Source organism: Amycolatopsis keratiniphila subsp. keratiniphila, from assembly GCF_001620365.2.
Lineage (GTDB): Bacteria > Actinomycetota > Actinomycetes > Mycobacteriales > Pseudonocardiaceae > Amycolatopsis > Amycolatopsis keratiniphila.
In genome coordinates this window covers 143485-157363 of the sequence record NZ_LQMT02000023.1, presented here as the reverse complement: position 1 = coordinate 157363, position 13879 = coordinate 143485, and the positions used below count along the sequence as shown (strand labels likewise).

The following is a 13879-nucleotide window of genomic DNA, read 5'->3' as shown; positions in this document are numbered from 1 at the left end:
AGAGTGACCGCATCATCGTGGCTGCTGGTGGCCTTCCCGGCTCTCGGCGCCCTCATTCTTTTGCTGGCCGGTAAACGCGCTCGTCCCTGGGGACACCTCCTCGGCAGCGCGACCGTCACGCTGTCCTTCGTGTACGGCCTGATCCTGTTCTTCACGGCCGACACGAAGGCCACCGCGGACGTCAAGCTGTTCTCGTGGATCCCCGTTTCGGCGCTGCAGGTCGACTTCGGGCTTCGGATCGACGCGCTGTCGCTGACGTTCGTGCTGCTGATCACCGGCGTCGGCATGCTGATCCACTTCTACTCGATCGGCTACATGTCCGAGGACCGCGACCGGTCGAGGTTCTTCGCGTACCTCAACCTGTTCGTCGCCTCGATGCTGATCCTGGTGCTGGGCAACAGCTTCGTGACGCTGTACCTCGGCTGGGAAGGCGTGGGTCTCGCCTCGTACCTGCTCATCGGCTGGTACCAGGACCGCCCGTCCGCGGCCACCGCGGCGAAGAAGGCGTTCCTGATGAACCGCGTCGGTGACGTCGGGCTCGCGCTGGCGATCTTCCTGATGTTCAAGTACGTCGGGAGCACCGGTTACGCCGAGGTCTTCGGCGCCGTCGGCCAGATCCCGACCGGTGCGGTCACCGCGATCGCGATCCTCCTGCTGCTGGGCGCCTGCGGTAAGTCCGGCCAGTTCCCGCTGCAGGCCTGGCTTCCCGACGCGATGGAGGGCCCGACCCCGGTCTCGGCCCTCATCCACGCGGCGACGATGGTCACCGCCGGCGTCTACCTGGTCGCCCGCGCGCACGAGATCTTCAACGCCACCGCGGACGGCCGCCTGATCGTCACCCTCGTCGGCACGGTCACGCTGCTGATCGGGTGCATCATCGGTTGCGCGTACGACGACATCAAGAAGGTGCTGGCGTACTCCACGGTCAGCCAGATCGGTTACATGATGCTCGCCGTCGGCCTCGGGCCGATCGCCTACGCGCTCGGCATCATGCACCTGGTGGCGCACGGTTTCTTCAAGGCCGGGCTGTTCCTCGGGGCCGGTTCGGTCATGCACGCCATGAACGACGAGGTCGACATGCGGAAGTTCGGCGGGCTGCGCAAGCACCTGCCGGTCACCTTCTGGACCTTCGCCCTCGGCTACCTGGCGCTGATCGGCATCCCGCCGCTCTCGGGCTTCTTCACCAAGGACGCGATCATCGAAGCGGCGCTGAGCCAGGGCGGCTGGCGCGGCTGGGTGATGGGCGGCGCGGCACTGCTCGGCGCCGGGCTCACCGCGTTCTACATGACGCGCCTGATGGTGATGACCTTCTTCGGCAAGGAACGCTGGAAGGAGATCAAGTCCAGCGACGGCCGCGACTTCCACCCGCACGAGTCGCCGGCGATCATGAAGTGGCCGATGATCATCCTGGCGATCGGCTCGATCGGCGCCGGTGCGTTCTTCGCCCTCGGCGACCGGTTCGCCGAATGGCTTTCGCCGGTGGTCGGCCCGCTCGAAGAGGGTGGCCACAGTGTCATCCCGCACGCGCTGGTGCCGATCCTCACCGTGGCGCTTTCGGTGCTCGGCGCGGCGGCGGCGTGGCTCTTCGTCGGCCGTAAGGACGTTCCGGTGGAACGCCCCGAGCGGGTCTCGGCCGTGGTCAAGGCCGCGCGCAACGACCTCTACGGCAACGCCCTGAACGAGACGCTGGTCGCCCGCCCGGGCACCTGGCTCGCCAGGGCGCTGGTCTACGTGGACAACCGCGGCGTCGACGGCGCCGTCAACGGCCTCGCCGCCGCGCTCGGCGGCGGATCCGGGCGCCTGCGCCGCCTGCAGACCGGCTTCGTCCGCTCGTACGCACTGTCCATGCTGGGCGGCACATTCCTGCTTCTGGCGGCACTCCTGCTGGTGAGGTTCTCCTGATGACCTGGGTACTCGCAACCATCCTGCTGCCGCTGGTCGGCGCCGCGGTCGTCGCGGGGATGAAGAAGAACGACAGGCTGGCGACGCTCACCGCGCTCGTGGTGTCGCTCCTGACGTTCCTGCTGGTGATCCCGATGTGGGCGAGCTACACGCCTTCGGGGGACCGCATCCAGCAGAAGTCCTCGATGGACTGGATCCCGAACTTCGGCATCCACATCTCGTTCGGCATCGACGGCATCGCGCTGGTGATGATCGCGGTCATCGGCCTGCTGGTGCCGATCGTGGTCGGCGCGCTGGGCCTGACCGACAAGCTCCCGGCCGGGCGCTCGGCGGGCGGGTTCCTGTCGCTGATCCTGGTGCAGGAGGCGCTGACCATCGCGGTGTTCGCCGCGACCGACGTCTTCCTGTTCTACGTGCTGTTCGAGATCATGCTGATCCCGATGTACTTCCTGATCGGCGGCTACGGCGGCGCGAACCGGCAGTACGCGGCGGTCAAGTTCTTCCTGTACTCGTTCCTCGGCGGCCTGATCATGCTCGCCTCGGCGATCGGGGCGTACTCGCTCGCGTCGGACGAGCTCGGCAAGGGCAGCTTCGACTGGGAAACGCTCGTCACGGTCGTCCGCGACGCCCCGCTGGGCACGCAGATCTGGCTGTTCCTCGGGTTCTTCCTCGCGTTCGCGATCAAGGCCCCGCTGGTGCCGTTCCACACCTGGCTGCCGGACGCCGCGGGCCAGGCGCCCATCGGCGTCGCGGTACTGCTGGTCGGCGTGCTGGACAAGGTCGGCACCTTCGGGTTCCTGCGCTACTGCCTCCCGATGTTCCCCGACGCCAGCAAGGAACTCGCGCCATGGGTGCTGGTGCTCGCCGTCGCCGGTGTCCTTTATGGATCGATCCTGGCGGCTGGGCAGCGCGACATGAAGCGCTTCATCGCGTACGTGTCGATCGCCCACTTCGGTTTCATCGCGCTGGGCATCTTCACCTTCAACGAGCAGGCGATGGTCGGCTCGGTGTCGTACATGCTGAACCACAGCCTCGCCACCGGCATGCTGATCGTGGTCGTCGGCCTGATCGTGATGCGCGGCGGATCCACCAGGATCTCCGACTACGGCGGCATGGCGAAGGTGACCCCGCTGCTCGGCGGGATGCTGCTCATCGCCGGTCTGTCCACTTTGTCCCTGCCGGGCACGAACTCCTTCATCAGTGAGTTCCTGGTGCTGCTGGGGTCCTTTGTGGACTACCCGGTGTACACGATCATCGCGACGGTCGGCATGGTGCTGGCCGCGGCGTACGTGCTCTGGCTTTACCAGCGCGTCATGCAGGGCCCCGTCCGCGGTGACGCCCTGATGGCCGCGGGTGGCGGGCCGGGTACGGCGATCGCTCCCGAACTCGGGGCGACCAAAGCCATCAAGGACCTCGGCGGCAAGGAGATCGCGATCCTGGCGCCGATGGTCGTGCTGATCATCGCGCTCGGGTTCTATCCCAAGCCGGTGCTCGACACGATCACCCCGTCGGTGCAGGCGACGATGTCGTCCGTGCAGGGAGGCAAGTAAACCGTGCACTTCTTGACTCAGACGCCGGCGGTGCAGCTGCCGTCGATCGACTACTTCGCCGTCACGCCGATCCTGATCATCCTCGGGGCCGCGTGTGTCAGCGTGCTGTTCGAAGCCTTCCTGCCCAAGCACATGCGGTGGCCTTCGCAGGTCTTCCTGTCCCTGGTCGGGATCGGGGCGGCGGGCGTGTTCCTGGTCTGGTACGCCAGCTCCTCCGCGCCGAAGAACGGCATCACGACCTTCAGCGGCGCGATCGCCGTCGACCGGCCGTCGCTGTTCCTGTGGGGCACGCTGCTGGCGCTGGCCTTGGGCGCGCTGCTGCTGATCGCGGACCGCTCGGTCGAGCCCGGTGGCGCGTTCGTCGCGCAGGCCGGTATCCGCCCGGGCACGGTCCAGGACCGCGCGCAGGTGGGCACCACCGGGATGCAGACCGAGGTCTTCCCGCTGACGCTGTTCGCGCTCGGCGGCATGATGGCGTTCGTCGCGGCCAACGACCTGCTCACCATGTTCATCGCGCTCGAAGTGCTGAGCCTGCCGCTGTACCTGATGTGCGGTCTCGCCCGCCGTCGCCGCCTGCTCTCGCAGGAATCCGCGGTCAAGTACTTCCTGCTCGGCGCCTTCTCGTCGGCGTTCTTCCTCTACGGTCTCGCGCTGCTCTACGGCTACGCGAACTCCGTGAAGCTGTCGGACATCGCCAACGCCGCCGCCGGTTCGGACCGGTCGGACACGCTGCTGTTCGCCGGGCTCGGGTTGCTCGCGGTCGGCCTGCTGTTCAAGGGTTCGGTCGGCCCGTTCCACACCTGGACCCCGGACGTCTACCAGGGCGCGCCGACGCCGGTCACCGCGTTCATGGGCGCCTGCACCAAGGTCGCCGCGTTCGGCGGGATCCTGCGGGTGTTCCAGGTGGCGTTCGAGTCGACCAGCTGGGAATGGCGCGGCGTGCTCTGGGCCGTCGCGATCATCTCGATGCTGATCGGCGCGGTGCTGGGCCTGACGCAAACCGACGTGAAGCGCATGATCGCCTACTCGTCCATCGCGCACGCCGGGTTCCTGCTCGTCGGTGCCATCGCGATGACCGAGGAAGGCCTGTCGAGCACGCTGTTCTACCTGCTGGCCTACGGCTTCACCACGCTCGCCGCGTTCGGTGTCGTCTCGCTGGTGCGGGATTCGAACGGCGAGGCGACGCACCTGTCCGCCTGGGCCGGCTTGGCGAAGCGGTCTCCGGTACTGGCGGGCGTGTTCACCTTCCTGCTGCTCGCGCTGGCCGGTATCCCGCTGACCAGTGGCTTCGTCGGCAAGTTCGTGGTGTTCTCGGCGGCCCTGTCCGACGGGATGGCGCCGCTGGTCGTCGTCGCCCTGATCTTCAGCGCCGTCGCCGCGTTCTTCTACCTGCGGGTGATCGTGCTGATGTACTTCTCCGAGCCGGCGCCCGACGGCCCGACCGTCACCGTGCCCGGCGCGTTCACCACCACGGCGATCACGCTCGGCGTCATCGTCACGCTGGTGCTGGGCCTGCTCCCGGCGTTCGCCCTCGACTGGGCGGGCTCCGGCGGTTTCGCCCTCAAGTAGTCCCGGTTCGCGAAAGGCCCCCTCGCTGACGTGAGGGGGCTTTTTCGTGTCAGGGCGACGTCAGAGGGGTGTCAGGCCGGACCTCGATAGTTCCCTCATGACTTCCTCCACCTGGACCGGGATGGTCCCCGTCGAAGACACCGCGCTGGCCGTCACCGACACCGGCGGCCCCGGCGTCCCCGTCATCTACCTCAACGGCCAGTTCGCCACCCAGGGCTACTGGCGGCGGATCCTCGCCGACCTGGGCACGGACTTCCGCCACATCACCTACGACGAGCGCGCCCGCGGCAAGTCGCGGCGTTCGGCCGACTACTCCTTCGAAGCCGCCGTTCGCGACGTCGACGCCGTCCTCGCGGCCCGCGGCGTGGAACGGGCCATCGTGGTGGGCTGGTCCTACGGCGCGGTCGTCGCCGCTCACTGGGCCGCCCGGAACCCGGAGCGGACCATCGGCGCGGTGCTCGTCGACGGCGCGTTCCCGTACGACTGGCTGGACGATGCCATGGAACAGCGGATCCGCAAGATGTTCAAGCGGCTCAACCTGATCATGCCGCTGCTGCGCCCGACCGGTCTGACGCCGCGGATGACCGCGGCCCAGCAGGCGGAGAGCAACATCGAACTCGGCAAGCTCTCGCGGGAGGCCGAACTCGGCCCGGTGCTCGACCGTGTGAAGGTACCGATGCGGTACGTGGTCGCGTCGGGAACCTCCTTCGGCAGCAAGGGGGACGAGCAGGAACAGATCCGCGCCGGGCTCGACGCGGTGACCACCCGCAACCCGAACATCAAGGTGAGCGCGAAGGTCGAGAGCAACCACGGAGCGCTGCTGAAGAAGGACTTCACCGCTATTTCGGGGGCCGTTCGCGAGGTCGCCCGCCTCGGGGAATGACTTGCCGGGGCGCATGGGGCAGGTTGCTCGCGATGCCGAAGCCGAAGCCCAACCCCCAGGCGAGAGCGCTCGCCGAAGCACTGCGAGTCGCACGGAAGGCCGCCAGGCTGGCCGCGACCGAGGTGGCCGACAAACTGGCGTGGTCCCAGTCGACGATCAGCCGGATCGAAACCGGGCTGCGCGCGGCATCCGCCGAGGAGGTGTCCGCGCTGCTCGCGGTCTATCAGGTCACGGGGGAGCGTCGCGAGGCTTTGCTCTCGTTGGCCCGCGACAGCGGCCCCTGGTGGTTCGCTGACTTGGCCGTGCAGCAGGAAACGCTTGCACAGTATGGAAAGGAAGCCACCAAGATCGTCGCTTTCGGGACCACGCTGGTTCCTGAGCCGCTCCGAACACCTGCCTACGCGAGGGCTACGAACTCTTCTTTCGCGGTGTTGGGCCAGAAGAGACTTGCCGCTTACCTCGACGAAGCGGTGCTGCGACGCCAGGTCGGAGGGCCGAGAGTGATGGCGAATCAGCTACAGCATCTCATCGAGGTGGCCGAACGGCCCACCGTCGAACTCCGGGTCATCCCGTTCGCCGCCGGGGCGTACCCCGGCGGCGACTACGTTCTGCTGGAATTCGGCCCGGCGCGGCCGTTGGTCTACTTGAAACATCGGGGAACCGGGCTGTTCCTGCATCGGCGCTGCGATGTCGCACCTTACGTTCAGTCCACTATGGACGCTCTCGCGCTGGACCCCGCCCGGTCGGTGCGCCTGATCGAGTCAGTGGTCGAGGCTCGCTCGCAGCGCGGCGACCTTTTGCGCCAATAGCGTGGGTTCGCCGGGCAGGACGGTGATGTACCGGTTCCGGGGAGAACCACTCACGTGCATGGCGACCCGTCCGGCGTCGAGGTCGAGATACGTAAGGTCGTCCGTGGCTTCCGTGCGTCTTCCGCCGTCGGGGCGCATGGCCGCGGCGAAGAACCCGACGCCGAAATACGGCTGCTCGAACACCTCGTCCAGCTGCCGGGCCTCCCGGCTCCGTGACGTGGGCTCGTCGTAGAGGCCGTTCCCGCCGTCGCCGTTGAAATCGTCCTGGGGCAAGGAGAACGGGGCGAACCGAGCCGGCGGGTATTCAGGCAGGTTCATCACGAGCGCGGCCGCACGGTCGGACGTCCGCACGCCTTTCAACCACACCCGGTTTCCTTCGCAGATCGCCGTCACCGCAGCGCGCCCGCGTACGGCGACGAGCACGCTGTACTGCTCGGCCTCCGTGCGGACCGTCGCGTAGTACTCGGTGTTCGGCCGATCGAGTATGTGAAGGACGTCCTCGAAGTCGCTGGTCAGCCGCTTGCCCTCGGTGAACCCGAGCCCGCCGAGCTCCTCGAACGCTGCCCGGTCTTCGCCGTTCCGCGACGACGGCGGGATGTACCGCAGCCCGCCCGCGAAGATCAGATGCGGATCTCCGCAACCGGCGTGACGGAACGCGGTCAACAGTGTGTCGAGCGTGATCTCGACCGGGCGCGCGAGCACCACGTGGCTCCCTCCCCTGGAACTGTGGTGCTACTTCTTCTTCTCGCCGATCACCGGCGGCATCGGCTTTTCGATGTAGCCACCGAAGGTCTCGTCCGGGTCCGGGTTCTGGAGGTACGCCGGAGCCTTCTTCTCCTTGTCCTCCTCGCCCTTGCCGCGGGCGGCGCCGGGCGCCATCGGCATCCCGTTCGCGCCTCCGCGACCAGCGGAACCGGCCGCTCCCGCCGCGCCGCGGCCGCCCATGGCCTCGCCGGGCATCCCAGCGCCGCTTCGACCACCCATGCCAGGCTGTTGCCCTGTCCCGCCGGGCCTACCTGTCGCACCGGAACCGGGGCCGCCTGTCGCACCAGGTCCGCCCGTCGTACCTGGGACGCCTGGTGGCCTGCCGCCGGGGCCATATACGCCGGGCCCGCTTGTCCCAGGTCCGTATCCGGGCGGGAAGGCGCCGGGCGTGTTGTAGGCCGGGTTCGGCTTACCCGTCGGTCCGAAGTCGAGGTTCGCCGCCGGCGGTACGACCGGCGTGGTCTGGGGCGGCGTGTACGAATTCGCGCGGGTCCCGTCGTCCGGCAGCTGATGGCCAGGATGCTGCGTGCCCAGGTACTGGCTCGGCTGAGGGCCTTGCCCAGGCTGAGGACCGCCGCCCTGCGCGCCACCCGGCGCCGGCGCACTCGGCCCGCTAGGCCCACTCGGCGTGCTGGGGCCACTGGGTCCGCTCGGTCCCCGGTAGGGCTCGCCGGTGCCATGCTCGCGTCCGTCCGAGCCGTCGCCGAACCCCTTCACCGCTGGCTTGCCGCCGCCGCCCTCGTCCAGGGTGACGCTGCCGCCGGGGTCGGTGAGCTGCGCGTACTGGGCGGGCAGCTCGTCGCCGTTGGCGGTGCTGGCGGAGTGGTAGGACGCGAAAGTGTCGATGTTGTGCTGGCTGTCGGCTTGGTAGGCCTTGACCCGGTCCCAGTAGCCGAAGGTGCCGCCGCCGCCCATGAGGGCCTTGACGTCCTCGGCGGTCGGGGCGGGCTGCTCGGGCGGCACCGGCTTGACCGAGTTCTTGGTCGTGCCGAAGGCGTCCGTTTGGCTCGTCATGGCGTTCTGGGCGATCGTCACGTGCATCGCGTCGTCCGCGGCGGCGTCGACGAGCGGCCTGGTCGCGGCAATGGCCGCCTCGCTCGCGCCGCCCTGCCAGCCGCTGGCGGTCTTCTGGGCGAGTGCCGTGATCCGCTGCAAGCGTTCTGAGTGTTTGGAAGCCAGGGTGTAGGCACTTTCCTGTGCACGAGCCAGTGATCCGGTGCCTTCGCCACCCGTGATCTGTTCATAGATCTGGGTGGCGGTGAGCGGTCCTGCCGGCATCAGTTACCCCCTCGGATGGTGGCCAACACCCTGATCGCGGCTTCTCGTGCGATGGCGCACGGATCCTTCTTGCCGATGTTGACCTCAGACAGCGTCGAGGCGATGCCCAGTGATTGGGTATCGCTGGTCCCCAGCGCCACCGAACAGTCGCCTTGGCCGCGGATGTCGATGACTCCATAGGCGGTCACCGGATAGCCGTCGATCGGTTCGAGTGGTTCGAGAAACTTGTAGTTCGTCCCCTTACCCGCATAGAACTTCGCGGTGCCGCTGTCACCGAAATCACTGACGATCACTTGGACCACAGGCCGAGATGTGGAGGGGATGCGCCACAGACAGGAAGGTCCGGCTGCGCCGTCCGCTCGCTCGGCTTCGGCCCGGGTGCCCAGGAGTTCGTCGACCCGGGGTTCGGTGAGCGTGGCGCAGGGGTTTTGTTTGAACCGCGCCACGTCGATCGGGTGCTCTACCTTGGGGACGCCTGGAGGCAAGCCAGCCGAACTCGACGGTGCGGAGCTCGGTCCGCCGCTGGTGGGGGTGGGGCTGCCGTCGACGGTCGGCGTCGAGCACGAGGAGAGAGCTGCGAGCGCGGCCGCGCTGAGGAACAGGGTGGCGCGTCGCATCAGGTGAGGCCCTCCGACTGCTGTTTGATGGCGATTCTGGCGTGATCCTCGGCGGTGGCGTACTTGCCGAGAGCGGTGACGTACTTCTTGGCCATGTTCTCGCAATAGGCGACGCGGTCGTTCAGTGCCTTGACGAGCGCTTCGCCGGACTTGCGGGTAAGCAGGGCGTTGTCCCCGCTCGCGTACTCCAGCCCCGGAGGCTGGGCGGCGGCGATGTTGAACGCATGGGTGCGGTCTTTCCGGTATTCAACGGCCAGGTCAGACCACTCTTTGACCAGTTCATGCAGTGTCGCCTCGTCGTACTTGAACCCCGCACCTTCAGCGACAGGCGTCCCATAGGAGCCCCCAGTCGGCGGGGCCTTACAGACAGAGCCCGGGTCGAAGCCAGGTTGATAGACCGGTGTCCCCTCAGGCACGGCCATGCACCCCCGCGGCGCCGAACCGTTCCCCGCTGAATGGCCGAAGCCGCCCCGAAGTCACCGTCGTCATGTGCCCCTCCCGTGGCTACAAGGCGCGTCTCCCCGATGCACCCTGCGTAATCCGACGCCGGGAAGATTACCAGGGTTCCCGGGCCAGTGATCCCGTCTGCATAAAGCCACGTTCCCTGCTGAATAGCCGAGGCGGGCTCGGTGACCATCCGTGAAAACCGATCGTGTGAATGCGCCTCGAGAAACAGGGTTCTACCTGGTGGGCGACACGCAGAATTCGCATACTCTGCGTAATGAAGTTTCGAAGAGTGATTCTCGGCGCACTGCTCCTCGGCATGCTGGCGGGTTGTGCGGAATCCGTGGAAACGCCCCCTCCGTTACCGCAGTTTCCGAAATGGCAGCCGAAGCAACCGCGTCCTGCGGATCGCGACGAGAAGGCCGTCGATGCGGCGCTCGCGACGCTGGATCTCTGCGAGTTGATCGACCTCGCCGTCTACGACCGCAGAAAGGGAGACGTTACCCGGCCTGTCGAGCGGAAAGCCGAGGTCAAGTACGACAGGAAGCAGTGCTCGCTGTTCCGCGGGGGCTACGACCTCATTTCGGTTCGCGACATGGACCCGAGTCACCTCGTTCTCCACCGGGTCGACGGCGCCGTCATCGACTTGGGCGGGGTGAAGGGCTATCAGACCGAGACCCGGCGCATGGGCGGTCTCGATGGTTGCGAGATCACAGTGCCGGTGAGCTTCGAGCGCGCGATCAAGTTCGAGATCGGCAGCGCCAGTCGGGGCAAGGATTGCGAACTCCTCCGCGACTTCGCCACCGCGGGCGCCGCGAAACTGCCCCGCGACCTCGTGTACCCGCCGGACGGTCAGGACAGTGCCCGGGTCGGGGCCTGCGCGGACTGGGTCGCCACCGAAAGTGGGGACACCTGCGATCCGGCGGTCGAGGTCGAAGTGCCGACCGGCGCCGAGAAGATCATCGCCGCCGGCGCCGCCGACCCGAACGTCGAATGCGCGGTGTTCCGCGAGGCGGTCAGGATGGCCTTCGGTCCGGACTTCGCACCGGTCGCCACGCCGGGATCGTGCTACTTCGTCGAGCCGAAACACCGGCTTCAGATCGAAGCCGGGGCCACGGCGAACGGTGGCGCGCCGGGGGAATGGCACGCTGACCCGAACAAGACCTACAAAGACCACCAGCTGATCACGTTCGGCGAGAGCCCTGGGGTCACGTTCCGTACGGAGGACGACCGCGAATTCGCCCTTTACGCCTCACCGCTCGGGAAGATCGACGTCCGCGGGCATGTCCGGCTGAGGATCGTGCCCGAGCACGAGAGAGGGATCAAAGACTGGGACCGCCGGCAGGTCGTTTCGGACCTGGACGTCGGCAAGGCGCTCGCTGTGATGGATTTCGTGATGGCGACCCACTTTCGGGGGCCCAGGTGACGTCCACACCGTCGTAAGCTCTCCCCATGTACATCGAGCGGGTCCGGCTGGAGAACATCCGCGGCTTCAGCGGCGCCCGCGCCGTCGACCTGCGGCTGCCCGGCCCCGGCTGGGTGGTCCTCGCCGGGCGCAACGGTTCGGGCAAGACCTCGTTGCTGCGCGCCATCGCGGTCGCGGCGGCGCCGGACGTCGCGTGGGGCCTGTTGTCGGACGCCGGCAGCTGGATCTCGACGGACCAGACGTCCGGGTCCATCGAGCTTTCGGTCATGCGCGAGGAAGGCCCGGCGCCGGTCGAGGTCCGCTGGCTCGACTCCGGGCTGCTGCCGATCTCCGGGCTTCCTCCAGGCCAGCCGTTCTGTGCGGCGTACGGGCCGTTCCGTCGGCTCGCGGGCGGCAGTGGCGAGGCCGAGTCGTGGATGCGTGGCGCGGGGTCGCTGGCGCGGATGGCCAGCCTCTTCCACGAAGACGCCTCGCTCGCCGAGGGGGTCACCTGGCTGATCAATCAGCATCTCCGTGCCCTGGAAGGAAAAGCGGGCGCGCGTGAACTGAAGGACAAGGCGTTGGAGATCCTCGGGGACGGTCTCCTCCCGGGCGGTTACCGGATCCGGGACGTCGATTCGGACGGGCTTTGGGTCGAGTACCGGGGCGACCGGTTCCCACTGCGCGAGATGAGCGACGGCTATCGCACGGTGACCGCGCTCGTGGTCGACCTGCTCAAGCAACTCGACAGCGCCGGCCTCGATCACGAGAGCCCCGGCGTCGTGATCATCGACGAGGTGGACGCGCATCTCCACGTGTCGTGGCAGAAACGCATGGGGCCGTGGTTCAAGGCGCATTTCCCGCGGATCCAGTTCATCGTCACCACGCACAGCCCCTACGTCTGCCAGGCCGCCGACCCCGGCGGGCTCATCCGGCTTTCCGGGCCCGACGAGGAGGTTCCGCCGCGCGTGGTCTCCGAGGAGCTGTACGAGCGGGTCGTGTTCGGCTCCGGGGACGACGCGGTCCTGTCCGACCTTTTCGGCTTGGACACGCCTTATTCGCCGCAGGCGGTCGAATTGCGGGAGCATCTCGCCGAGCTCGAATTCCAGGTGGCGTCCGGCCGGGCGGACGCGAACGGCGTCCGGGAATGGGAACGCCTGCGCGGCATGCTGAGCAGCTCACCACCGAGCCGGGTCGACGAGGTGGCCAGGCGGTTCGAGGCCGACGATCGGTGATCGGGATCCGCCGGATCGCGCTGCCGGGACAGGTGGTGGCCGATCTCGAAGAGCTGACCGCGCGGATCCCTCCCGGTGACACGAAAGAAGCCCGGCGACTCTGGCGGGTTTCCCGTGCCGTACGGCGCTCTTTGCGGGCCGGGCTGGACGTCATGGCCGCCGGACGCGGCTACTGCATGTACTGCGGAGACGGTCTTGGGTCCACTGTGGACCATTTCGAGCCGATCGCGAGAAATCCCGGCCGCGCCTTCGACTGGCTCAATCACGTGCTCGCCTGCGAATACTGCAACAGCCACCACAAACGCGACCTGTTCCCGGTGGACGAAGACGGCAACAGCCTGCTCGTCGATCCGACCGCCGAAGACCCGCTGGAACACCTGTTCCTGGTGCTCTCGATCGGGACCTACCGCGCACTGACCGAAAAGGGCGAACAGACCATCAAGGTGTGCGGGCTGAACCGCGCGCAATTGGCGCGGGGGCGGGAAACCGCGGTCAGCCAGGTGACCGCGCTCGTCCTCGCCTGGTGGACGGCGCGCGAGCTGGGGGACGAGGTGAAGCGGCGCGCGATGGTCTGGACCCTGCTCGACCAGCCGCACGCCGACGTCCTCCACGCGATGCTCCGCCAGGCGGGGATGCCGGGCGCCCGCGCCGTGTTCAGGGCGGACGACGAGCTCATCGACCTGCTTCGCGCGCCGGAACTCGCCGAAGACCTTCAGCTCTCCGGCGGCGCGGTGTAGGCGGCCAAGGTGGCGTCGGCGCGGGTGCGGGCGGTGGCCGCGTCCGTTCCGTTGGCGACGTCGGCCTCGTACCAGGCCTCGTTGCTCAGCGTCATGAACCGCACGCCTTCTTCGCTGGTCATCCAGGCCATGGCCGCCTCGGGATCGGCGGCTTCGCCGGATTCGAGGTGCAGCGCGAGCCCGTTCAGCATCATGTCCCAGCCGATGCCCACCGCGCCCGGCCCGAATTGGTTCCAGTGCTCGTTGGGGACGGCGGTGTGGTCGAGTTCGAATCGCGTGCGCCCGTCGGCTTCGGGCGTCAGCCGGAGCTCGATCCAGCTGACGTCACCGCCGTACTCCCAGGTGGCGGCGAAGCTCTTCGGCGGGTCGCAGCGTTCGATCGTCCCGCCAGCGTTGCCTTCGAGCTGGTACTTGCCGCCGACGCGCAGTTCGCCGCTGACCGGCAGGAACCAGCGCGGGATGCGCTCGGGGTTGGTGCAGGCGTCCCAAAGGTCGTCGAGGCCGGTGTCGTAGACCTGGCTGACGGTCGCCGTCACCGCCTCGCCCGCTTCGATCACGCGCTTACCCAGCTTGCGCTGGACGGAGTTGATCTGGCTGGTCACGTCGACCATCGGTGCCCTCCTCTGCTCGGCTGCCGCCAAGATATCAGCAGAGGCTTATATAAGCCAGAATGGAAAAGGGGCGC

13 protein-coding genes are annotated in these 13879 nt (G+C 67.8%); 8 read left to right on the top strand and 5 right to left on the bottom strand.

What is annotated here, in order from left to right:
• Nucleotides 1-3: 3 nt before the first annotated feature.
• From nuoL to AVR91_RS25075, 5 genes are all read left to right on the top strand, one after another.
• On the top strand, nucleotides 4-1902 hold the full coding sequence (gene nuoL / locus AVR91_RS25095) for an NADH-quinone oxidoreductase subunit L (protein ID WP_063276995.1): 1899 nt from the start codon (nucleotides 4-6) through the stop codon (nucleotides 1900-1902).
• Nucleotides 1902-3452, top strand: coding sequence for an NADH-quinone oxidoreductase subunit M (locus AVR91_RS25090; protein ID WP_063276996.1), 1551 nt, complete (start codon nucleotides 1902-1904; stop codon nucleotides 3450-3452). Before nuoL ends, AVR91_RS25090 begins: the two co-directional genes overlap by 1 nt.
• A 3-nt stretch (nucleotides 3453-3455) precedes the next feature.
• Entirely contained in the window at nucleotides 3456-5021 is a 1566-nt protein-coding gene (nuoN, locus tag AVR91_RS25085) for an NADH-quinone oxidoreductase subunit NuoN (RefSeq protein ID WP_063276997.1), read from the top strand.
• A 97-nt stretch (nucleotides 5022-5118) separates the two neighbouring features.
• Nucleotides 5119-5904 (top strand): alpha/beta fold hydrolase, encoded by a 786-nt coding sequence (locus AVR91_RS25080; RefSeq protein ID WP_063276998.1) that lies wholly within the window; start codon nucleotides 5119-5121, stop codon nucleotides 5902-5904.
• A 32-nt stretch (nucleotides 5905-5936) separates the two neighbouring features.
• Nucleotides 5937-6713, top strand: coding sequence for a helix-turn-helix domain-containing protein (locus AVR91_RS25075; protein WP_063276999.1), 777 nt, complete (start codon nucleotides 5937-5939; stop codon nucleotides 6711-6713).
• Here the strand turns inward: AVR91_RS25075 and AVR91_RS25070 are convergent.
• The 4 genes from AVR91_RS25070 to AVR91_RS25055 are packed head-to-tail and all read right to left on the bottom strand — an operon-like array spanning nucleotide 6666 to nucleotide 9795.
• On the bottom strand, nucleotides 6666-7418 hold the full coding sequence (locus AVR91_RS25070; RefSeq protein ID WP_063277000.1) for an ESX secretion-associated protein EspG: 753 nt from the start codon (nucleotides 7416-7418) through the stop codon (nucleotides 6666-6668). The two genes, AVR91_RS25075 and AVR91_RS25070, sit on opposite strands and share 48 nt — an antisense overlap.
• A 27-nt stretch (nucleotides 7419-7445) precedes the next feature.
• Nucleotides 7446-8756 carry a hypothetical protein gene (locus AVR91_RS43545; protein ID WP_063277001.1) on the bottom strand — a complete coding sequence of 437 codons (1311 nt, stop codon included), beginning with the start codon at nucleotides 8754-8756 and terminating at the stop codon, nucleotides 7446-7448.
• The gene (locus tag AVR91_RS25060; protein ID WP_063277002.1) at nucleotides 8756-9373 is read right to left on the bottom strand and encodes a DUF3558 domain-containing protein; all 618 of its coding nucleotides are present in this window, start codon (nucleotides 9371-9373) and stop codon (nucleotides 8756-8758) included. The genes AVR91_RS43545 and AVR91_RS25060 overlap by 1 nt, the downstream gene beginning before the upstream one ends.
• Nucleotides 9373-9795 carry a hypothetical protein gene (locus tag AVR91_RS25055; protein WP_063277003.1) on the bottom strand — a complete coding sequence of 141 codons (423 nt, stop codon included), beginning with the start codon at nucleotides 9793-9795 and terminating at the stop codon, nucleotides 9373-9375. The genes AVR91_RS25060 and AVR91_RS25055 overlap by 1 nt, the downstream gene beginning before the upstream one ends.
• A gap of 299 nt (nucleotides 9796-10094) precedes the next feature.
• Between AVR91_RS25055 and AVR91_RS25050 the strand changes: the two genes are divergently transcribed.
• From AVR91_RS25050 to AVR91_RS25040, 3 genes are read left to right on the top strand one after another with little or no spacing between them, the layout of a single operon-like run.
• Nucleotides 10095-11243: a hypothetical protein gene (locus AVR91_RS25050; RefSeq protein WP_228709334.1), complete on the top strand. Its 1149-nt coding sequence runs from the start codon at nucleotides 10095-10097 to the stop codon at nucleotides 11241-11243.
• A 26-nt stretch (nucleotides 11244-11269) separates the two neighbouring features.
• Complete coding sequence (locus tag AVR91_RS25045; RefSeq protein WP_016330979.1) at nucleotides 11270-12457, top strand: AAA family ATPase; 1188 nt, start codon at nucleotides 11270-11272, stop codon at nucleotides 12455-12457.
• The gene (locus tag AVR91_RS25040) at nucleotides 12454-13194 is read left to right on the top strand and encodes an HNH endonuclease (RefSeq protein ID WP_016330980.1); all 741 of its coding nucleotides are present in this window, start codon (nucleotides 12454-12456) and stop codon (nucleotides 13192-13194) included. The genes AVR91_RS25045 and AVR91_RS25040 overlap by 4 nt, the downstream gene beginning before the upstream one ends.
• Here the strand turns inward: AVR91_RS25040 and AVR91_RS25035 are convergent.
• Nucleotides 13170-13805, bottom strand: a complete 636-nt coding sequence (locus AVR91_RS25035; RefSeq protein WP_063277005.1) for an SRPBCC family protein — start codon at nucleotides 13803-13805, stop codon at nucleotides 13170-13172. The two genes, AVR91_RS25040 and AVR91_RS25035, sit on opposite strands and share 25 nt — an antisense overlap.
• Nucleotides 13806-13879 lie beyond the last annotated feature (74 nt).

Excerpts from the sequence above, each read along its gene's own strand:
- AVR91_RS25090 (WP_063276996.1), top strand. The coding sequence starts at position 1,902 with ATGACCTGGGTACTCGCAACCATCCTGCTGCCGCTGGTCGGCGCCGCG.
- AVR91_RS25080 (WP_063276998.1), top strand. The coding sequence starts at position 5,119 with ATGACTTCCTCCACCTGGACCGGGATGGTCCCCGTCGAAGACACCGCG.
- AVR91_RS25075 (WP_063276999.1), top strand. The coding sequence starts at position 5,937 with ATGCCGAAGCCGAAGCCCAACCCCCAGGCGAGAGCGCTCGCCGAAGCA.
- AVR91_RS43545 (WP_063277001.1), bottom strand. The coding sequence starts at position 8,756 with ATGCCGGCAGGACCGCTCACCGCCACCCAGATCTATGAACAGATCACG.
- AVR91_RS25060 (WP_063277002.1), bottom strand. The coding sequence starts at position 9,373 with ATGCGACGCGCCACCCTGTTCCTCAGCGCGGCCGCGCTCGCAGCTCTC.
- AVR91_RS25055 (WP_063277003.1), bottom strand. The coding sequence starts at position 9,795 with ATGGCCGTGCCTGAGGGGACACCGGTCTATCAACCTGGCTTCGACCCG.
- AVR91_RS25050 (WP_228709334.1), top strand. The coding sequence starts at position 10,095 with ATGAAGTTTCGAAGAGTGATTCTCGGCGCACTGCTCCTCGGCATGCTG.
- AVR91_RS25045 (WP_016330979.1), top strand. The coding sequence starts at position 11,270 with ATGTACATCGAGCGGGTCCGGCTGGAGAACATCCGCGGCTTCAGCGGC.
- AVR91_RS25035 (WP_063277005.1), bottom strand. The coding sequence starts at position 13,805 with ATGGTCGACGTGACCAGCCAGATCAACTCCGTCCAGCGCAAGCTGGGT.